General features: G+C 37.6%; 19 protein-coding genes. 15 read left to right on the forward strand and 4 right to left on the reverse strand.

Annotation, left to right across the window (positions count from 1 at the left end):
* Nucleotide 1: 1 nt before the first annotated feature.
* The 8 genes from IGL37_RS05780 (at nucleotide 2) to IGL37_RS05815 (ending at nucleotide 6,685) form a co-directional block, all read left to right on the forward strand.
* The gene (locus IGL37_RS05780) at nucleotides 2-475 is read left to right on the forward strand and encodes a V-type ATP synthase subunit K (protein WP_002363905.1); all 474 of its coding nucleotides are present in this window, start codon (nucleotides 2-4) and stop codon (nucleotides 473-475) included.
* A 16-nt stretch (nucleotides 476-491) separates the two neighbouring features.
* A complete protein-coding gene (locus IGL37_RS05785; RefSeq protein WP_002365627.1) occupies nucleotides 492-1,073 on the forward strand; it encodes a V-type ATP synthase subunit E in 582 nt (193 codons plus the stop codon).
* 16 nt (nucleotides 1,074-1,089) lie between these two features.
* Nucleotides 1,090-2,091 (forward strand): V-type ATPase subunit, encoded by a 1,002-nt coding sequence (locus tag IGL37_RS05790; protein WP_002363908.1) that lies wholly within the window; start codon nucleotides 1,090-1,092, stop codon nucleotides 2,089-2,091.
* Nucleotides 2,081-2,392: a V-type ATP synthase subunit F gene (locus IGL37_RS05795; protein ID WP_002357676.1), complete on the forward strand. Its 312-nt coding sequence runs from the start codon at nucleotides 2,081-2,083 to the stop codon at nucleotides 2,390-2,392. Before IGL37_RS05790 ends, IGL37_RS05795 begins: the two co-directional genes overlap by 11 nt.
* A gap of 17 nt (nucleotides 2,393-2,409) precedes the next feature.
* The gene (locus IGL37_RS05800; protein WP_002357675.1) at nucleotides 2,410-4,191 is read left to right on the forward strand and encodes a V-type ATP synthase subunit A; all 1,782 of its coding nucleotides are present in this window, start codon (nucleotides 2,410-2,412) and stop codon (nucleotides 4,189-4,191) included.
* Nucleotides 4,184-5,560 carry a V-type ATP synthase subunit B gene (locus tag IGL37_RS05805; protein ID WP_002357674.1) on the forward strand — a complete coding sequence of 459 codons (1,377 nt, stop codon included), beginning with the start codon at nucleotides 4,184-4,186 and terminating at the stop codon, nucleotides 5,558-5,560. Before IGL37_RS05800 ends, IGL37_RS05805 begins: the two co-directional genes overlap by 8 nt.
* 4 nt (nucleotides 5,561-5,564) lie before the next feature.
* Nucleotides 5,565-6,200 carry a V-type ATP synthase subunit D gene (locus tag IGL37_RS05810; RefSeq protein ID WP_002357673.1) on the forward strand — a complete coding sequence of 212 codons (636 nt, stop codon included), beginning with the start codon at nucleotides 5,565-5,567 and terminating at the stop codon, nucleotides 6,198-6,200.
* Nucleotides 6,201-6,274: 74 nt separating this feature from the next.
* Nucleotides 6,275-6,685 carry a hypothetical protein gene (locus IGL37_RS05815; RefSeq protein WP_010825224.1) on the forward strand — a complete coding sequence of 137 codons (411 nt, stop codon included), beginning with the start codon at nucleotides 6,275-6,277 and terminating at the stop codon, nucleotides 6,683-6,685.
* Nucleotides 6,686-6,741: 56 nt separating this feature from the next.
* On the opposite strand, the gene IGL37_RS05820 is transcribed toward IGL37_RS05815, so the two are convergent.
* The gene (locus tag IGL37_RS05820) at nucleotides 6,742-7,623 is read right to left on the reverse strand and encodes a serine hydrolase (RefSeq protein WP_002374908.1); all 882 of its coding nucleotides are present in this window, start codon (nucleotides 7,621-7,623) and stop codon (nucleotides 6,742-6,744) included.
* Between the two features lie 154 nt (nucleotides 7,624-7,777).
* Complete coding sequence (locus IGL37_RS05825) at nucleotides 7,778-9,658, reverse strand: fructose-bisphosphatase class III (protein ID WP_002371183.1); 1,881 nt, start codon at nucleotides 9,656-9,658, stop codon at nucleotides 7,778-7,780.
* Between the two features lie 197 nt (nucleotides 9,659-9,855).
* Between IGL37_RS05825 and lysA the strand changes: the two genes are divergently transcribed.
* Together lysA and IGL37_RS05835 are read left to right on the forward strand one after the other, a co-directional pair.
* The gene (gene lysA, locus IGL37_RS05830) at nucleotides 9,856-11,166 is read left to right on the forward strand and encodes a diaminopimelate decarboxylase (protein ID WP_033917967.1); all 1,311 of its coding nucleotides are present in this window, start codon (nucleotides 9,856-9,858) and stop codon (nucleotides 11,164-11,166) included.
* A gap of 146 nt (nucleotides 11,167-11,312) precedes the next feature.
* The gene (locus IGL37_RS05835) at nucleotides 11,313-12,305 is read left to right on the forward strand and encodes an alpha/beta hydrolase (RefSeq protein ID WP_002413817.1); all 993 of its coding nucleotides are present in this window, start codon (nucleotides 11,313-11,315) and stop codon (nucleotides 12,303-12,305) included.
* Nucleotides 12,306-12,320: 15 nt separating this feature from the next.
* Here the strand turns inward: IGL37_RS05835 and IGL37_RS05840 are convergent, their stop codons facing one another.
* The gene (locus IGL37_RS05840; RefSeq protein ID WP_002365632.1) at nucleotides 12,321-12,854 is read right to left on the reverse strand and encodes a hypothetical protein; all 534 of its coding nucleotides are present in this window, start codon (nucleotides 12,852-12,854) and stop codon (nucleotides 12,321-12,323) included.
* A gap of 285 nt (nucleotides 12,855-13,139) precedes the next feature.
* Between IGL37_RS05840 and IGL37_RS05845 the strand changes: the two genes are divergently transcribed.
* Entirely contained in the window at nucleotides 13,140-13,994 is an 855-nt protein-coding gene (locus IGL37_RS05845; protein ID WP_010820814.1) for a hypothetical protein, read from the forward strand.
* A gap of 212 nt (nucleotides 13,995-14,206) precedes the next feature.
* Nucleotides 14,207-14,746, forward strand: a complete 540-nt coding sequence (locus tag IGL37_RS05850; protein ID WP_010820815.1) for a GNAT family N-acetyltransferase — start codon at nucleotides 14,207-14,209, stop codon at nucleotides 14,744-14,746.
* 97 nt (nucleotides 14,747-14,843) lie between these two features.
* Here IGL37_RS05850 and IGL37_RS05855 read toward each other — a convergent pair whose 3' ends face one another.
* On the reverse strand, nucleotides 14,844-15,188 hold the full coding sequence (locus IGL37_RS05855) for a metal-sulfur cluster assembly factor (protein ID WP_002357660.1): 345 nt from the start codon (nucleotides 15,186-15,188) through the stop codon (nucleotides 14,844-14,846).
* Nucleotides 15,189-15,463: 275 nt separating this feature from the next.
* Between IGL37_RS05855 and IGL37_RS05860 the strand changes: the two genes are divergently transcribed.
* Genes IGL37_RS05860 through IGL37_RS05870 form a run of 3 tightly spaced genes read left to right on the forward strand, consistent with a single transcriptional unit; the run spans nucleotide 15,464 to nucleotide 19,591 of the window.
* Nucleotides 15,464-16,528 carry a dipeptide epimerase gene (locus IGL37_RS05860; protein ID WP_002360381.1) on the forward strand — a complete coding sequence of 355 codons (1,065 nt, stop codon included), beginning with the start codon at nucleotides 15,464-15,466 and terminating at the stop codon, nucleotides 16,526-16,528.
* Nucleotides 16,529-16,544: 16 nt separating this feature from the next.
* Entirely contained in the window at nucleotides 16,545-17,921 is a 1,377-nt protein-coding gene (locus IGL37_RS05865) for a transglutaminase-like domain-containing protein (RefSeq protein ID WP_002357657.1), read from the forward strand.
* Nucleotides 17,922-17,938: 17 nt separating this feature from the next.
* Nucleotides 17,939-19,591, forward strand: a complete 1,653-nt coding sequence (locus tag IGL37_RS05870; RefSeq protein WP_033917966.1) for a peptide ABC transporter substrate-binding protein — start codon at nucleotides 17,939-17,941, stop codon at nucleotides 19,589-19,591.
* The last annotated feature ends 103 nt before the right edge of the window (nucleotides 19,592-19,694 follow it).

The raw sequence follows: 19,694 nt of genomic DNA on the forward strand, positions 1-19,694 counted from the left end.
GATGATGGATTACTTAATTAATAATAATGGTGGAATTGTTTTTGCAGTATTAGGAATGGCGATGGCGACAATTTTTGCTGGGATTGGATCAGCCAAAGGGGTTGGCTTTACTGGGGAAGCAGCAGCAGCTTTAACGACGGAGCAGCCAGAAAAATTTGGTCAAGCGTTAATTTTACAGTTATTACCAGGTACACAAGGACTATATGGTTTTGTTATTGCTTTCTTAATTTATATTAACTTAGGAAACGATATGAGTATGGTTCAAGGATTGAACTATTTTGTAGCAGCTTTACCAATTGCTTTTGCAGGATTGTTCTCTGGGATTGCCCAAGGTCGTGTAGCCGCTGCGGGGATCCAAATTTTAGCGAAGAAACCAGAACATGCAACAAAAGGAATTATCTATGCTGCCATGGTTGAAACTTATGCCATCTTAGGGTTCGTAATTTCCTTCTTACTTGTATTGAACGTCAAATAATTGAGGAGGCAGATGGATGGATGCCATTGAAAAAATCATCAGTGAAATTAAGCAACAAGGAAAGCAAGAAGTCGAAGCCTATGTCACCAGTGAACAAACGCGCATCGATCAAGAATTCCAAGCAGCACAACAAGAAATTTTGCTGAAGCAAGAACATGAAATAGAAAAACGACAACAACAATTATTAAAAGAATTTAAACAACGCCAACAACGGCAAACACTAGAAATTCGTCAGGATGCATTAAATAAAAAACAAGCATATCTTAACCAATTATTTGACGAAGTGGTCTTAAAGATGAGTGAATGGTCAGCGGAAGAATTTCAACAATTTATGAAAGCACAATTAGGTTCACTTGAATTAACAGGAAAAGCGACCATTCTTTTAGGCGAGTATTCTCAAACGAAAGTGACGCAAGAATGGCTGACCGCTCTTTCTGATGCTACTGTTCAATGGGAGCTTTCAGAGGAAGTTGTTCCAAAAGAAAGTGGCTTTATCGTTGCAAAAGACGGTTTGGATTATAATTTTCTCTTTTCAGCATTAGTTGAAGAGATTCAAAAAACAGAAGGCTTTAAAGTAGCAGAAAAACTTTTCAGTTAAGAAGGGAGGACGTAGAATGAGAAAACCAACGTATCATCAAATTAATCCGCTGATTCGTTTAAAAGAAACGGAGCTGCTTTCTGAGCAACAGTTTCAACAACTTTTAGAAGCGGAAACAGTTGAAGACGTTAAAAATATGTTAAAAAGTACGGTTTATCAACCTTATTTAACCGAAACTTTTGAAGAAAAATTTGACTACCATTCTTCTGAAGCGCTGGGAAGTCTTTATCGCTGGTTATATGAAATGGCTCCAGAACCAGCTGTAGTAACGTTGTATACGATGCGTTTTACCTTCCATAACTTGAAAATTTTGACGAAAGCTGAGCGAACAGGTAAAGATTTTGATTATCTTTATTTAGAAGATGGTCGTTATTCTCTAAACACAGTCAAAAGTGCCATTCATACAAAAAACTCTTCCGAACTTGAGCCAGCATTATTAGAAGTGATCCGTGATGTTTTTGCCTATCTGGAAGAAGGCGGTTTGCCGCAAGCAATTGATATCCTTTATGATCGAGCATTTTTACAGCAACAGCGAAAATTAGCGGATGAATTGGGCTATGAAGAGTTAACGAAGGAAGTCATCGCTTTTATTGATTTAACCAATCTATCAACGATGGCTAGAGGGATTGTTCAACATCAAAACAGTAACTTTTTATCAACCGTGCTTTCTAGCGCTGGCAGTCTCTCAAAGAAAGAGCTGTTGACCTATGCGGAAAAGTCACTTGTAGAATTTACAGCATTTGTCAGAACAACGAATTACGGACAACTATTAGAAAAGATTATCAATAAAGAAACCAATGAATTAAATTTATTGGCTTTTGAAAAACTCAAAGATGATTACCTGACCTCAATGTATGAAAACGGTCGAACGGTTGCTTTTGGGCCGCTCCCATTACTAGCCTTTTTGAATGCGAAAGAGGTTGAATGGAAAAATCTACGTTTAATTTTGGTCGGAAAACATAGTGGGTTTTCAAATGAAAAAATTCGAGAAAGGATGCGAAAAGTCAATGGGGTATAAAATTGGTGTCATTGGAGACAAAAATTCAATCTTACCATTTAAACTGTTTGGCTTTGAGGTCCATCATGCCATTTCAGAAATGCAAGTTAGAGAAGCCATTGAAACTATGGCAAAAAATAAGTTTGGGGTCATTTTCATAACGGAAGAAGCCTCTACTTTAGCAGAAGAAACGATTGAACGATACAAAGAACAAGTGACACCAGCGATTATTTTAATCCCAAGTCATAATGGTACAATCGGAATCGGTTTAAGTGAGATTGAAAAAAATGTTGAAAAAGCAATTGGACAAAATATTTTATAATGCAAAGGAGAATGAGCGTGCAAATTGGAAAAATTGTCAAAGTTTCAGGTCCTTTGATTTTAGCTGAAAACATGTCAGATGCTAGTATCCAAGACATTTGTCATGTAGGAGATTTAGGCGTTATCGGAGAGATTATTGAAATGCGAGGCGACGTCGCTTCGATTCAAGTATATGAAGAAACAACAGGCATTGGACCAGGAGAACCAGTTATTTCAACAGGAGAACCATTATCTGTTGAATTAGCCCCAGGTTTAATTGCCGAAATGTTTGATGGTATTCAACGACCATTGGATACATTTCAAGAAGTAACCCACAGTAACTTTTTAGGCCGTGGCGTTAAAATTGATGCGTTAGATCGTGAGAAAAAATGGACGTTTGAACCAACTGTGGCAGTTGGTGAAGAAGTGTCGGCAGGTGACATCGTCGGTGTGGTTCAAGAAACACCGATTATTCAACATAAAATTATGGTGCCTTTCGGCGTTTCAGGAACGATTGCCGAAATTAAAGCAGGTGACTTTGCCATTGATGAAACAGTTTACTCAGTGAAAACGGCTAAAGGAACGGAAAGTTTTAGCATGATGCAAAAATGGCCCGTTCGGCGGGGACGTCCCATTTTAGAAAAACTAAGTCCCAAAGTACCGATGGTGACCGGACAACGCGTAATTGATACCTTTTTCCCAATTACGAAAGGCGGAGCGGCAGCAGTTCCAGGACCATTTGGCGCTGGAAAAACAGTCGTTCAGCACCAAATTGCTAAGTGGGCCGATGTCGACTTAGTCGTTTACGTTGGTTGTGGGGAACGCGGGAATGAAATGACAGATGTTTTAAATGAATTTCCAGAATTAATTGACCCAACAACTGGTGAGTCTTTGATGAATCGGACGATTTTAATTGCGAATACGTCAAATATGCCGGTAGCGGCACGGGAAGCCTCGATTTATACAGGGATTACCATTGCAGAATATTTCCGTGATATGGGTTACTCAGTCGCAATTATGGCGGATTCTACTTCTCGTTGGGCAGAAGCGTTACGAGAAATGAGTGGTCGGTTAGAAGAAATGCCTGGTGATGAAGGCTATCCAGCCTATTTAGGTAGTCGCTTAGCTGAATATTATGAACGAGCAGGACAAGTCATCGCGTTAGGAAAAGATCATCGTGAAGGAAGCATTACAGCGATTAGTGCGGTTTCGCCATCTGGTGGGGACATATCAGAACCTGTCACTCAAAATACGTTACGCGTTGTTAAAGTATTCTGGGGCTTAGATTCCCAATTAGCACAAAAACGTCATTTTCCTTCTATTAACTGGTTGCAAAGTTATTCTCTTTATTCCACAGAAGTAGGGCAATATTTAGACTTGGAATTGCAAGGAAACTGGGCCGCTATGGTAGCTGAAGGGATGCGGATTTTACAAGAGGAATCTCAATTGGAAGAAATTGTTCGCTTGGTTGGGATTGATTCCTTGTCGGATAAAGACCGTTTAACGTTGGAAACAGCCAAATCATTACGGGAAGACTATTTGCAACAAAATGCTTTTGATGACGTGGATACGTTCACTTCTCGAACAAAACAAGCGAAAATGTTGCAATTGATTCTAACTTTTGGTGAAGAAGGTCAAAAAGCCTTAAGTTTAGGCACTTATTTCTCTGAGTTAATGGCGGGAACAGTTGAAATCCGCGATCGCATTGCTCGTAGCAAGTATTTACCAGAAGAGGAATTAGAAAAATTGGATCGTTTACAAGCAGAAATTAAAACAACGATAAAAGAAATCATTGCTGAAGGAGGAATGACGAATGATTAAAGAATATCGCACAATCAATGAAGTCGTTGGTCCTCTGATGATTGTTGAAAAAGTAGCAGGCGTAAAGTACGAAGAATTAATTGAAGTACGCATGCAAAATGGCGAAATTCGCCAAGGGCAAGTTTTAGAAATCAATGGAGATAAAGCGATGGTCCAAATTTTTGAAGGAACGAGTAACATCAATATTCGTGATTCAAAAGTTCGCTTTCTGGGACATCCTTTAGAATTAGGGGTTTCGCCAGATATGATGGGGCGCGTTTTTGACGGCTTAGGTCGCTTAAAAGATAATGGACCAGAATTATTACCTGAGAAAAAATTAGATATTAACGGCGAAGTTATCAATCCAGTCGCTCGTGATTATCCCGATGAGTTCATCCAAACAGGGATTTCAGCGATTGACCATTTAAATACCTTAGTTCGTGGTCAAAAATTACCTGTTTTTTCAGCATCTGGCTTACCTCATAAAGAATTAGCGGCACAAATTGCCAGACAAGCCAACGTGTTAAATAGTGAAGAAGAATTTGCCGTAGTTTTTGCGGCCATTGGGATTACCTTTGAAGAAGCGGAATATTTTATGGAAGATTTCCGTCAAACAGGCGCAATTGATCGTTCAGTCTTGTTTATGAACTTAGCGAATGATCCAGCCATTGAACGGATTGCAACACCTAGAATGGCTTTGACAGCCGCTGAATATTTAGCTTATGAAAAGGGCATGCATGTCTTAGTTATCATGACGGATATGACCAATTATTGCGAAGCGTTGCGAGAAATTTCAGCAGCACGCCGTGAAGTTCCAGGACGTCGTGGTTACCCGGGTTATCTTTACACGAACTTAGCAACGTTGTATGAACGGGCAGGCCGAATTCGTGGCTCAAAAGGTTCCGTAACACAGATTCCTATTTTAACAATGCCAGAGGAGGATAAAACACATCCAATTCCCGATTTAACTGGCTATATTACAGAAGGGCAAATTATCTTGTCCCGGGAACTATATAAGAGCGGTATCCAACCACCAATTGATGTATTGCCATCACTTTCCCGTCTTAAAGACAAAGGAACTGGCGAAGGCAAAACGCGCGGGGATCATGCAGCGACGATGAATCAATTGTTCTCAGCCTATGCACAAGGGAAACAAGCCAAAGAATTAGCTGTCATTTTAGGAGAATCAGCTCTTTCCGATGTCGATAAAATTTACGCAGCTTTTGCCCAACGTTTTGAAGAAGAATATGTCAATCAAGGATTCGATACAAACCGTTCGATTGAAGAAACGTTAGATCTTGGGTGGGAACTATTAAGTATGCTACCGAGAACAGAACTAAAACGAATTAAAGAGGATATGCTCGATCAATATTTAACTGAAGGGAAGTAGAAAAATGGCTCGATTAAATGTTAATCCAACCCGTATGGAACTTTCCCGATTGAAAAAACAGTTAACTACGGCCACGAGAGGTCATAAGTTGCTGAAAGACAAACAAGATGAATTGATGCGACGGTTTATTGCGCTAGTCAAAGAAAACAATGAGTTACGTATTCAGGTTGAACAAGAAGTGACGGATGCGTTATCAAATTTTGTATTGGCAAACGCAACGTTGAACGAAGCCTTTATTGAAGAGTTAGTGGCAATTCCAGCCGAAAAAGTTGAATTAGAAATTATTGAACAGAACATCTTAAGTGTGCCAGTTCCTAAAATGATTTTTGATTACGATGAATCGGTTCAAGAAGCACCCTTAGATTATGGCTACGTGAATTCAAACAGCGAGCTTGATCAAGCTTTTGCTAAAATTTCAAGCATTTTACCGAAATTATTAGCACTTGCAAATGTTGAAAAGACGTGCCAATTATTATCAAAAGAAATTGAAAAAACGCGTCGTCGTGTCAACGCCTTAGAGTATATGACGATTCCACAATTAGAAGAAACAATTTACTACATTCAAATGAAATTAGAAGAAAATGAACGTGGCGAAATTACACGTTTAATTAAAATTAAAAGCATGAACAAAGAAAATTAATGGTTAGAAAGAACGAGTGCGAAGCCAGTTGGTAGCTTTCGTGCTCGTTTTTAATAAAAAAGGGAGTGGAAAAAATGAAAAATGAAGAACGCCGCAAAGCGATTGCACTGAATTGTCAAAAGTACGAAAGTGACTATGCTCACTTGGTGGAACCAATCAATGAGCTACTGTTAAACTTGGGAGCGGCTATTTCAGAAGAAGCCGCGAAGCAAATCATTCTGAATGTAAAACGATATCATCACGGCGTGAAATATCTTCCTGAGTGTCATTTAGATGAAAGTAACCAGTTTATCGAAGATGGGCTTGAAGCTCTTAAAAAGGGAGATTTAGGCAACGGTGCGTTACAACTATTTGGGGCTGGCTTAAACTTTGCTAGTTTTGCAGCAAAAGCACAAGGAACCAAAAAAATTGATGCCCACCAAATGTTGGCAGAACGTTTTACGAAGTTGTTGTCTGTACAAATGGATAATGATAACAAACAATAAAAAAATACCCTTGGTTTATTAAGTCGTCTTAATAAACCAAGGGTATTTTTTAACTGTTATTGATTAGGATATTCAGACACCTGTAATTGCCATAACTTATCTGTCACTGAAGCAATAAACGCAGCACTCTTAGCATTATCAGGTCCTTTAGTAAAAATTGCTAAAGCAAAGGGGTGAGGTGTTTCTAAAATCCCCATATCATGAATAAATTCATCATAGGAACCAATTTTATGAGCAACTTTTCCTTGAGTTGTGGGAGTTTCCATTCTTTCATGGAAAACACTTTGTTTCATAGAATCATAAATCGCTTGGTAATCTGGTTTTGTTGCTTTTTCAGTATATAATTTTTGTAGAATAACAAGCGCATCTTCAGAAGAAAATTGTGGCTCTTCAATCGAAGGTGTCTTGTGCAAATAACGCTGATACATTTCTCGTTTTGCTTTTGCATCACCACCCAATGTGTCATAGAGCATATTTTTAGCGATATTATCAGAATAGGTGATGGCATATTCTTGTAACGTTTTTAATGGATATTCTGGTTGGATATTATAGGCAATGATCCCAGTTCCTTCTTCATAATCTTCTTCGGCGTTATAGGGAATCAGGTCTGTCCATTTTTTTTGACCAGAAGCAACCGTGTCGGCGACTAGCATCGTCAGGGGCACTTTAATAGTACTAGCTGTATAAAATTCATGTTGGCCATTCACGGAACGCTGTTCGCCAGTTTCTAAATCCAAATAACTAATCCCGACCGTTCCTTCAAATTCTTTGACAGAAGCGACGAGCAGGTCATTTATTTTATCAAAAAATACTGTATTTGCTGAATTATTTTCTTCCTTGTCTTTCGTATGCTTCTCATGTTTGGCGGAATCAATTGTAACTTTTTGTTCAGATTCTTTGGCATAATCTTCGCCACGACTTGAGAAGAAGAAGCCCACAATTAGGAAAAAGCAAAGAAAGAAAATGGTGCCGTAAAGTGAGAGTTGCTGTTTCTTCAATGTAAAACCCTTTCCGTTTCTCTAATAGATATTTTTCTCAACTCCTCCATTTAATCATTTTTCGGATAAGAGCGCAAGCGTCTTTTTAACGGCACTACTGGTTTTGTTTCATTTGTTTTTGGAGTGCTTGCGATTGCTTTAATAGCTCTTTGCCGATAGTGGTATCTTTCACCAATAGCCGCTGTAAGGGACGATCGATGACTTGTTTGATGGAATGAATGTCTTGATTATTTAAAATGGCTGTTTCTTTACTAGAAAAAGATTTATGCGCGGTCAGTTGTAAACCAAACGAGTTGTACAACAATGTATAACCAGCAATTCCAGTAATTGTCTGATAAGATTTTGAAAAGCCGCCGTCAATTACGAGAAGCGTGCCATTTGCTTTGATTGGCGATTCGCCTTTTGTTCGTTTAACTGGTGTATGGCCATTAATGATATGTCTATTTTCACCAGTCACTTCAAATTCATCTAGGATTCTTTCACAAACTTCAACCGTATCACGCAAAGAGTAGTAAGGATTCTTTTCTTCATGATGTGTTTCTTTTTCAGCGAGAAAATAACGCTCGAAGGTTTTCATAGCTCGTTTGCCAAATAATGAGGAACCTTCGCCACACCAAAGATACCATAAACAATCTGTTGCATAGTCATCTGTACTAGCAGGCTGAGCATAAGCTTCTTCTAACATTTCCTGAAAGAAGTCAACTAAAGCTTTTCCTGAATAGGAGTGGCCTTTAAATGTATAAGCTTGAAAAGTACCGTCCGCATTCAGAGGCAGACAGCCATGAATCAATAAATTTTGATTATACACAAGGTAAAGAGAAGCTTTTTCCATTAGAAAGCGCATGTGTTTTGTTAACCGCGGCGAAGACTGAAATTGCGTTAATAAATCATCAATTATCTGTTTTTCCTCACGTGTTAATTGGTAAGGCTGCTCTTCAGAAACGGTTTGGAAACAGCTGTTAATTAATGTATAACGACATTCGTCAAAAGTAATAGTTTCCCCTTGAATCTTATCTAAGCGTAGCCGATGTGCCAAGTTAAAATCAGGGCGTCGACCAATAATTTGGCCTTCTAGTTTTTCTTGAATAATGGCAATGGCTTGTTGCACACGCATCGCTACTTGTTTTTCAGCTTCAGTTAACGCACGATAGGGATTTTTCTTGGGTGCAAAAGCAGGATTTTCTTTATACGTTTCTAAACTAAATTTTTTTAAGGCGGTTAAATCGATAGCATAACGTTCTTCTAACAAATCTAAATTTCCATAGCGAGCACAAATACGTACTACATTGGCTAAACAAGCCAGTGAACCACTATAAGCAGCCAGCCAAATCATATCATGATTGCCTAGTTGAATATCCAAGGAGTGATAGGACATTAATCGGTCCATAATTTTATCTGGTGCTGGCCCCCGGTCATAGATATCCCCAATAACATGTAGGTGATCGATAATCAGACGTTGGATTAGATAAGCTAATTCTGTCACGAAACGTTTGGCTTCACCTAGTAAAATAATTTTTTCAATAATTTGTTGATAGTAACCGTTTTTGGTTGTTGTCTCATCATATTGATAAATCAATTCTTCGAGAATATACCCATAGGTTTCAGGAAGGGCTTTGCGAACTTTAGAACGTGTGTACTTCATCGAAGAAGAACGGACGATTTCAACCAGACGGCGAATCGTTAATAGCCACCATTCATAAGAGAGGGCGCTTTCATTTTCTAAAAGTGTTAATTTTTCTTCTGGATAGTAGATAATAAAACAAAGCTCGTCCATCTGATGGGCATTTAATTCTTGTTTAAATAAAAATTGAACTTTTTCTCGGATTCGCCCAGAACCATTTCTTAAAATATGGTCAAAAGCTTCAAATTCACCATGTAAATCACTGACAAAATGTTCTGTTCCTTTCGGTAAATTCAAAATTGCTTCCAAATTAATAATTTCTTCAATTTGTTGATCGCGGTTCAGTGTAGCCAAGTCATCTGCCTTCTTTCTTTTTCGTATATACCAATTTTTATTTAAAAGATTAAAGTCTTGATAATAAAGGTTTTTTATTCGTATGCCAATTATTGTAGGCTATTTGGCGAAAAAAAGCAACAGGAGAAAGTCAGAGAAAAATGTGGAAAATTATAGGAAGCTACTGGGTTTTATGCTATGATTTTTAATAAAACGAAATGAAGGGGCGGGAAAACATGTTATTTGGTACAGCAAAAATGAATCGGGAAAATCATTTAGAAATCGGTGGTTATGACACCGTAAAGTTGGCGCAAAAATTCGGGACGCCGTTATTTGTCTATGATGTCGCTCATATTCGCGCGCAAGCACGTGGTTTTAAACAAACGTTAAATCAATTAGGTATCAAAAATAAAGTGGTTTATGCAAGTAAAGCATTTAGTTGTTTAGCTATTTATCAAGTGTTAAAGGAAGAAGATATTGCTTGTGATGTTGTCTCTGGTGGAGAACTATTCACAGCTTTAAAAGGGGGCATGGAGCCAGCGGAAATTGAGTTCCATGGAAATAATAAAACCCCTGAAGAATTACGTTATGCTTTGGATAACAAAATAGGTACAATTGTCATTGATAATTTTTACGAAATTGACTTGTTGGAAGAATTATTAGCTACACGAAACCAAACACAAAAAGTTCTTTTTCGGGTGAGTCCTGGCGTGGATGCAGAAACACATGATTACATTTTGACAGGCCAAGAAGATTCAAAATTTGGTTTTGATGTTGCAAGTGGCCAGGCAACAGAAGCGCTCGTTCGCCTTTTATCAAATCCCTCTTTTGATGTGCAAGGGGTCCATTGCCATATTGGCTCGCAAATTTTTGCTGTGGAAGGCTTTTTAGCTGCTGTTGAAAAAATGTTCACTATTTTAGAAGACTGGCGGCAAGTCCATCAATTTACAGCACGTGTTTTAAATATGGGTGGTGGTTTTGGTGTGCAGTACACGCAGCAAGATGAGCCATTAGCACCAGCAACATTTGTTGAAAAAATTGTTTATTCCTTGAAAGGTCATTGTGAACAATTAGGGTATCCACTGCCTGAGCTTTGGATTGAACCAGGCCGCAGTTTAATTGCCGAAGCGGGCACAACGATTTATACAGTTGGCGCGCAAAAAGAGGTTCCTGGTGTTCGTCATTTTGTTTCCGTAGATGGTGGCATGGGTGATAATATACGGCCTGCTTTGTATCAAGCGGTTTATGATGGATTTCTAGCGAATCGTGAGGGGCATGATTCAGTCAAGAAAGTCACAGTAGTTGGTAAATATTGCGAATCAGGCGATGTCTTACTTCGAGATATTTTATTGCCAGAAGTTAAAGCAGGGGATTTATTGGCCATCAGTAGTACGGGGGCTTACGGTTATTCAATGGCAAGTAATTACAACCGAAATCCTCGACCAGCGGTGGTTTTTGTCGAAGATGGACAAGCAAAATTAGTTGCTCGCCGTGAGACATATGAAGATATGACAACGTTGGATTGTTGATAGATTAAAAGTAGCCGCCTCTTTTTGAGACGGCTATTTTTTTTTCAAAAAATAACAAAATGTAAGGGTGATTTCTTTCAGAAATGAAAAATCCATAGTATATTAAATGAAGAAGGAAATACTTTAGAAGAGGGTGTGATTTGCAGATGAAATGGCTCCTCGGGTTACTGATCATTTTTGCAATGATTGGCGTTGTTTTTTCTGTTTACATTGCCAATTATTTTTTGAAAATCGCGTTGCTTAAAGACAACCCTTGGTATCATAAAAAAGGGCATCGGTTATTAAATCCTGATAATTTTCAAGAACGAGAAACAAGATATACAAAAATAGAAGAACAACAAAAACAAGAAGGCGAAGCTTTTTGGACAGAGTCTTTTGCTGAAGATCGTTGGTTGAAAATTAAAGATGAAACATTGTATGCACGGTGCTTTATTCCTTATCCAGATAACCATCGTTGGGCGATTTGTGTGCATGGTTATCGTTCAAACGGAAAACGCGATATGGCATATACTGCATTACGTTTTGCAGAAGAAGGCTACAATGTTTTAGTTCCCGATTTGCGTGCGCACGGGAAAAGTTCAGGGGATAAAATTGGGATGGGATGGCTGGATCGGTTAGATTTATTAAGTTGGCTTAGTGAAGTTCTTGCCATTGATATGGAAGCAGAAATTATTTTAGTGGGCGGTTCCATGGGAGCGGCTACTGTCATGATGGCAAGTGGTGAAAAGTTACCAACGAATGTCCGCGGATTAATAGTGGATTGTGGCTACACTTCTGTTTATGATGAATTTAAATATGTCCTACATGAATCTTTTCATTTACCCGCTTTTCCTATTTTAACAATTGCTAATCAATTAGCATTAAATAACTATGGCTTTCAATTGAAAACCGCTTCTTCCGTGAGACAATTACACAAAAATACGTTGCCGACATTTTTTATTCACGGTACAGGTGATCGCTTTGTTCCAATGACAATGTTTGAAGAAAATTTAGCGGCAACTCAGGGGATAAAAAAAGGCCTCATTGTTGCTAAAGCACCACATTTATCTTCAAGTGTCTACGAACCTGAAAATTATTACAGTAGTATTTTTGAGTTTTTGGAAGAAAACTGTCCTGCGGTAAAAACAATATCCGACTAAAAAAGACATGGATTTTCATGATTCCATGTCTTTTTTTTGTCTGACTCGTTTAGCTAAATTTAAAGTGCTTAAAAAGAAAAATAACGGCGCCAAACTACCAAGGCAAAGGAACCATTTCATTGAATAAGTTAACTCTTGCTGTAAAAGAGATTCTCGTATATAGCTGAAACCTTCGCCATGGACCCGCAAATAAATATAAATGTAAGCAAAAAGAATCACTAAAGGCAAAATACAGACTTCTAATATTTCCAAAAGATAAGGAAAGGTTTTATTTAATAATTTGAGGCGTGTCTTATTCAATAGATAAGCAAAAATGAAAATTGACCATAAAAAACCAAAAAAACTAATCAAATAAAAAATCAGATTCGCACTTCCTGCATTCATAAAAGCTTTCGGGAAAAGTAGTCTGCCGATGAATGTATTTTTAATTGTAAAAGGAACATCAAAAATGGAAATATAAAGACAAAAAAGTACTAATGTTAACAAGGCATGCCAAATCTTTTTCTCCATTTCATTTAAAAAATATCTAATTACTTGGTACATTTCCATAAACTGTCGCTCCGTGTTTGAAATAATCGTAGTTTTGACTATACCATAGCTGTTCTCAATTTTCTTGAAAAAAATACACGCAACTAGCCTCGACTATACGAAACACACAGAGTGTCTAAAAAATAAGTTGCGATCGCATTTTTTCGCATGTTAGTGTTGCACTTCTGTTTCGCTGGTGTTTTCTAATTGCTGATTTGTTGATTAAAAAAGGGCAGGAGGGAGCGTTTTTCTAGTATAATAATATAAAAGAATATAGAGAAAATCGTAGGATGGGAGTTATTCAAAGTGGCGGAGATTACAGTTAAGACAATTTCAGCGAAAGATGATTTAAAGAAGTTACTTTTGGGTCAAGAGTATGACCACCAGCAGCCGGTTAAAAATATTTTAAAAGCTAGAACATCGAATGTCCATATTGAAAAGTACGAGGTTGTGGAGGATGTTTTTTTAAAGTTAACTGGGAAGGCGACCGCGCACAAAGATATTATGAACTCATTTTGGACAACGTATAAAATTATGTTACAACTTGTTTATCCCGATTTCTTTAGACCAGCGGAAGTAATTGGGGAAAATCAAGAAAGCTATTTAGAAAAATCTTCTGAACAGAATTTGCTTGCAGTAAATAGCAAGTATCCGCCTCATGATTCCGGGACATCGGCTGTGATTTCGGACCGATATTTAACTTATTTTGACCAAGTTTTTCCTGACTATTTACCAAATCCTGTACCAAAAAAATATACATGGAATGAATTTCTTCTCGACAATTTTACTAAATTTGATCGAGTCCATCAGGACCCACAATTAAAGCGTTTTGCCGAACTTACCCATTCAATTGGAAACATTACAGTAGTTCCACTAGGATTTAACAGTGGAAGAAGTTTATCGTTTAAAGATTATTGGGATTATTCTTTAGAACAACTTTCGATATTTTTAGCTTCATTTCATTCATGGGAAAGCTACGTTCATACGTATGAGATGCAACCATTTTTAAATGAACAGTATCAACCAGTAGCGCTATGGAAAAATCATTTGAAAAAAGACTCGTTTATCTTACCTCAGAATATAGAGGAGATAAATGAATATTTAGTTCAAGTAAATCAACGAATAGAAAAAAGAGGGCAGCGAATAGTGAATCGGTTGTAATGAAATAAGAATCGACTTTTCACTAAACGTTGAAAGTCTCGAATCGTGTGCTCTTTTATTGACTCAGGAACAGAGAACGATTAAACTACTAGATTAGTATCAAAAAATAATTGCGTATAGGGCTAACCAGTCGCATGTTTAAATAACTTTTAGGTCTTATGTAAGTAACAAAAGTTATTAGTACGAAGCAATCATTTTAGAAAGGAGCTTTTATGCAATTCACATTATTAAATCAAGAAAATCAAGCCTATTGGGAAGCAACCTACATAGAAGCTTTTCCAGAAGAAGAGAGACTGCCGTTTGGTCAATTATTGACGTCTTCTCAAGCAGGAAAATTTCATTTGTTTGTTATTCAAGAGGCGGATGAGAACGTGGGGATTTTGTTAAATAGTCAAATTGCACCTGAAGCAACCTATGTCTTTTTCTTTGCAATTGATCAGCACCACCGAAACAAACGATTAGGTTCAACCGTGTTAGCGTTATTGAAGACACGTTATCCTAAGGGGGTTCTTTTGGAGAGTGAAGAAATTGGCAAAAATGCAGCGAATGAAGCCCAAAGAGAAAAACGTTATCAGTTTTATGAAAGAAATGGCGTGCTGGATACAGGGTATCTGATTATGGATAGAGGGCTCACTTTTCATATCATGTTTGCTGGAGCGTCAGGCTTCGGTGGAACGCAGCTACAGTTTTTATTAGACTTCCATCCAGTAGCAAAAATTTGGAAAAAGCCAAGTATTGATAGCATCAGGTAGTTTTTTTCAAATAAGTAAATTAAACAAACAAAAAAACATATGAAAGAACGGACCAATCGGTTCTTTCATATGTTTTTTATCATTAGTCTCGAAATAACTAGCGAATACCCAAAGCAATTCGTGCGTAACGGCTCATTTTATCCGTTGTCCAAGCAGGGTACCAGACTAATTTTACTTCGATATTATTCACTTCAGGAATATCTTTTAAAACACCATGGATTTGTTCTGTTAAAACATCTGCTAACGGACAACCCATTGTGGTTAAGGTCATTTTGATGACAGTATCACCAGTTTCTTCTGCAAATTCAACTTCATAAATTAGTCCTAAATTAACAATATCGATGCCTAATTCAGGGTCAATCACTGTTTCTAATGCAGTTAAAATATCTTCTTTAATTGCTTCAACTTCTTCGGTTGAACGTTGTTGAGGTTGTTCACTCATTCGTCTTCTACTCCTTTGCAAGTTGCCTCTTTACTATCATACCTTTTTTAAGAATGTTTGTAAATGAGAAGTATCTCACATGTCATGGAATTTACTGATTTATTAAAAAAGCTCATAAAATTAGAAATTCATTTTGTTTTAATTGAAATCTCATTATTTTGTTGACATTAGAAAACAATGAGTTTAGAATGATCGATAACAATCTAAATTTAATTTTTGGGTATTTTTAAAAAACTGAATTTTCAGTCAATTGGAAATATCAAAGGGAGGATTTTATGAAAATTAAGCAGGTACATGTTAGGGCATCGAAAATTAAACTGAAAGAAACATTTACGATCGCTTTGGGGACGATAGAATCAGCGGATAGTGCAATTGTGGAAATTGAAACAGAAGAGGGATTAGTTGGATATGGAGAAGGAGGGCCAGGCATTTTTATTACCGGTGAAACGTTGGCTGGCACGATTGAAACGATCGAATTATTTGGCCAAGCAATCATTGGCTTAAACCCCTTTAATATTGAGAAAATTCATGAAGTGATGGATAAAATATCTGCTTTCGCTCCAGCGGCAAAAGCAGCAATCGATATTGCTTGTTATGATTTGATGGGTCAGAAAGCTCAACTGCCTCTTTATCAATTGTTAGGCGGCTATGATAACCAAGTAATAACGGATATTACACTAGGTATTGATGAACCAAATGTGATGGCACAAAAAGCCGTCGAAAAAGTCAAACTAGGTTTTGATACATTAAAAATTAAAGTCGGAACAGGAATTGAAGCTGATATCGCAAGAGTAAAAGCGATTCGTGAAGCAGTTGGCTTTGATATCAAGCTCCGCTTAGATGCGAATCAGGCTTGGACGCCCAAAGATGCAGTTAAAGCGATTCAAGAATTAGCAGATTATCAAATTGAATTAGTGGAACAGCCAGTTAAAAGACGCGATTTAGAAGGTCTAAAATACGTTACTTCACAAGTTAATACGACAATTATGGCTGATGAAAGCTGTTTTGATGCTCAAGATGCGTTGGAATTAGTTAAAAAAGGTACAGTCGATGTTATCAATATAAAATTAATGAAGTGTGGCGGCATTCATGAAGCGCTGAAAATTAATCAGATTTGTGAAACAGCAGGCATCGAATGCATGATTGGTTGCATGGCGGAAGAAACAACCATTGGCATCACGGCTGCTGCCCATTTAGCTGCTGCTCAAAAGAATATCACACGAGCAGATTTAGATGCGACATTCGGTTTAGAAACTGCGCCCGTAACTGGGGGCGTATCCTTAGAAGCAAAACCATTATTGGAATTAGGAGAAGCAGCTGGATTAGGCATTTCTCATTAAAAAAGGAGTAAAGCAAATGAAGTATGATTTAAAGTATCTTAGTGTCCCTTTGCCTGAGGAAATTCAAAGGGTGAAAGAATTTGGCGATTTTGCAAGTGCGGATATTGCCATTGATTTTTGGTTGACAAAAGAACTTCCGCAGGCATTAAAAGAACGTTTGATAATTGAAAAAGATGTCATTAAAATGATGCGTATGAATGAGTATCCTCATAGCTTTGCAAAAGCTGATCAAATGATGAGAGACACTTTTCAGGATTATCAAACAGAGGAATTAATTCGTTTAAAAGAAACGGGATTAGTGGACTGGGTTTATATTGACGGTGAACCGTATTTCCAACTTCGATTTTTGGCCAATTTAATTAAAACAAATGCGGCATATGTTGCACGTTTGCGGGAAGCAGAAAGCAATCAATTAGAAATTCTCCGCAAAAAAGAACTAAAAGAGAACATCGAACAAATGCAAAAAAACGGTGGTAGAAAAGTGAGAACAACAATTAAAGCCACCATTCAGGTGAAAAAAGAATTTGAGCGTCCAGGTGAGCGTGTTCGTGTCCATTTGCCACTGCCCAAAGCGTGTCAACAACAATCAGAAATTGAAATCCTAGCTACGTCACCTGAAGCAACCTATATTGCGGCAGAAGATGCGCCTCAACGAACACTGTGTTTTGAAACAATCTTAAAAGAAAATCAAACGTTTACAGTTGAATATTGTTATGTTAATCGGATGGTTTACCAACAGTTAGAAGAAAATAACGTAGACAAAATGCAACCAAGCTTTGATTTAGAGGAACAGTTACCGCATATTCGATTCACGCCTTATTTAAGAAATTTAGCAGATGAGATTGTGGGCGATGAAAGTAATCCCTTAAAAAAGGCACGCTTGATTTATGACTTTGTGACGACAAAGATTCATTATTCTTTCATGCGTGAATATTTTACAATTTCCAATATTTCAGAGTATGCCGCAACTAATTTAAAAGGTGACTGCGGCGTGCAAGCGATTTTGTTTATCACGCTTTGTCGGATTGCAGGGATACCAGCCAAATGGCAATCGGGATTATATGTTTCTACACATTATACAGGCTGTCATGATTGGGCACAATTTTATATAGAACCGTACGGCTGGCTCTTTGCGGATTTATCTTTTGGAGGAGGTGCTTACCGAGACGGGGATAGACAGCGGTGGAATCATTATTTCGGCAATTTAGATGTTTTTAGAATGGTCGCAAATAGTGAGATCCAGGCAGACTTTCAGCCGGCAAAAATGCAATTGCGTGCAGACCCAATTGACAACCAGCGGGGAGAATTTGAGTACGAAAATGAGGGCTTGCCCTACGCATGCTTGATAGTTTCGCAAGAACGGCTTTCCATGGAAGAATTGCCGTTTGATTGACACATAGGGGGAATAGTATGAAAAAGTTAAAAATGATGGGGATTATGTTATTTGTTAGTACGGTCTTGGTAGGTTGTGGCACAACAGCAGAAACAAAAATAGACGAGAAAGCAACTGAGAAAACCAGTGTCTCGAAAAAAGTTTTAAATTTAATGGAGAACTCGGAAATCGGTTCAATGGATTCTATTTTTACACAAGATGAAGCCAGTATTAACGCACAGTCCAATGTCTTTGAAGGGCTATATCAATTAGATGAGAAGGATCAACTGATACCTGCTGCCGCTAAAGAGATGCCTGAAATTTCTGAAGATGGCAAACGATATACCATTAAACTAAGAGAAGATGGCAAGTGGTCCAATGGTGATGCTGTAACAGCCAATGATTTCGTTTTTGCTTGGCGTAAATTAGCGAATCCCAAAAACCAAGCCAATTACTTTTTCTTGTTAGAAGGAACGATTCTGAACGGAACAGCTATTACAAAAGAGGAAAAAGCACCAGAGGAATTGGGTGTCAAAGCGCTTGATGATTATACTTTGGAGGTTACTTTGGAAAAGCCTGTACCGTATTTTACGTCGTTATTGGCATTTTCTCCATTTTTCCCACAAAACGAAGCATTCGCGAAAGAAAAAGGACAAGCCTATGGCACTTCTAGTGAAATGATTGTATCTAATGGTCCATTTTTAATGAAAAATTGGGATCAGTCAGCGATGTCATGGGACTTTGTGCGTAATCCCGACTATTACGATAAAGAAAAAGTAAAATCAGAAACGATTCATTTTGAAGTTCTTAAAGAAACCAATACCGTTTATAATTTGTACGAATCAGGTGAATTAGATGTGGCTGTCTTAACAGGAGATTTTGCTAAACAAAATCGAGACAACCCAGACTATGAAGCAATCGAACGGTCAAAAGTCTATTCCTTACGTTTAAACCAAAAAAGAAACGAAAAACCATCCATTTTTGCAAATGAGAATGTCCGCAAAGCTTTAGCTTATGCTTTGGATAAAAAAAGTTTAGTCGATAATATTTTAGCAGATGGCTCAAAAGAAATTTATGGGTACATTCCAGAAAAATTTGTATATAACCCAGAAACGAATGAAGATTTTCGTCAAGAAGCAGGCGCTCTTGTCAAAACAGACGCCAAAAAAGCCAAAGAGTATTTAGATAAAGCAAAAGCAGAGCTAAACGGAGATGTAGCCATTGAACTTCTTTCAAGAGATGGTGATAGTGACCGAAAAGTTGCTGAATTTATCCAAGGCCAGTTACAAGAAACGTTGCCAGGTCTCACTATTAATGTCAAAACAGTTCCTTTAAATAATGCGATTGAATTAATGAGAAAAGGGGATTATGAATTGTCTGTTGGCATGTGGGGACCCGATTATCAGGATCCAATGACTTTCTTAGAAAGCTCAGTTAGTGGTAACCGTATGAACTATTCTAGCCCAACGTTTGATCAACTAATTGAAGAAGCAACAACTAAATACGCAAATGAGCCTGAAACTCGTTGGCAAACATTAATTAAAGCTGAAAAAGTATTGGTGGAAGAAGATGCCGCTTTAATTCCTTTATACCAAGAGGCTCGTAGTCAGCTTATACGACCAGGTGTCAAAGGTATTCAGTATCATAACTTCGGTGCAACGAGCACATATAAGTATGCCTATAAAGAATAAATTAGTGAACAAAAGTACCTTTAGCTGAAGGTACTTTTTTTCCGATAAGAGCTTCTTTTTTGTTAATAGTCAACAATTAATAAAAAAATAATTGAAAAAGGTT

The organism is Enterococcus sp. AZ119, assembly GCF_050546175.1.
Taxonomy (GTDB): Bacteria; Bacillota; Bacilli; order Lactobacillales; family Enterococcaceae; genus Enterococcus; species Enterococcus faecalis.

Bases quoted from the DNA above. Each gene is read 5' to 3' on its own strand.
- IGL37_RS05780 (WP_002363905.1), top strand. From the start codon at position 2: ATGATGGATTACTTAATTAATAATAATGGTGGAATTGTTTTTGCAGTA.
- IGL37_RS05785 (WP_002365627.1), top strand. From the start codon at position 492: ATGGATGCCATTGAAAAAATCATCAGTGAAATTAAGCAACAAGGAAAG.
- IGL37_RS05790 (WP_002363908.1), top strand. From the start codon at position 1,090: ATGAGAAAACCAACGTATCATCAAATTAATCCGCTGATTCGTTTAAAA.
- IGL37_RS05795 (WP_002357676.1), top strand. From the start codon at position 2,081: ATGGGGTATAAAATTGGTGTCATTGGAGACAAAAATTCAATCTTACCA.
- IGL37_RS05805 (WP_002357674.1), top strand. From the start codon at position 4,184: ATGATTAAAGAATATCGCACAATCAATGAAGTCGTTGGTCCTCTGATG.
- IGL37_RS05810 (WP_002357673.1), top strand. From the start codon at position 5,565: ATGGCTCGATTAAATGTTAATCCAACCCGTATGGAACTTTCCCGATTG.
- IGL37_RS05815 (WP_010825224.1), top strand. From the start codon at position 6,275: ATGAAAAATGAAGAACGCCGCAAAGCGATTGCACTGAATTGTCAAAAG.
- lysA (WP_033917967.1), top strand. From the start codon at position 9,856: ATGAAGGGGCGGGAAAACATGTTATTTGGTACAGCAAAAATGAATCGG.
- IGL37_RS05835 (WP_002413817.1), top strand. From the start codon at position 11,313: ATGAAATGGCTCCTCGGGTTACTGATCATTTTTGCAATGATTGGCGTT.
- IGL37_RS05840 (WP_002365632.1), bottom strand. From the start codon at position 12,854: ATGGAAATGTACCAAGTAATTAGATATTTTTTAAATGAAATGGAGAAA.
- IGL37_RS05850 (WP_010820815.1), top strand. From the start codon at position 14,207: ATGCAATTCACATTATTAAATCAAGAAAATCAAGCCTATTGGGAAGCA.
- IGL37_RS05855 (WP_002357660.1), bottom strand. From the start codon at position 15,188: ATGAGTGAACAACCTCAACAACGTTCAACCGAAGAAGTTGAAGCAATT.
- IGL37_RS05860 (WP_002360381.1), top strand. From the start codon at position 15,464: ATGAAAATTAAGCAGGTACATGTTAGGGCATCGAAAATTAAACTGAAA.
- IGL37_RS05865 (WP_002357657.1), top strand. From the start codon at position 16,545: ATGAAGTATGATTTAAAGTATCTTAGTGTCCCTTTGCCTGAGGAAATT.
- IGL37_RS05870 (WP_033917966.1), top strand. From the start codon at position 17,939: ATGAAAAAGTTAAAAATGATGGGGATTATGTTATTTGTTAGTACGGTC.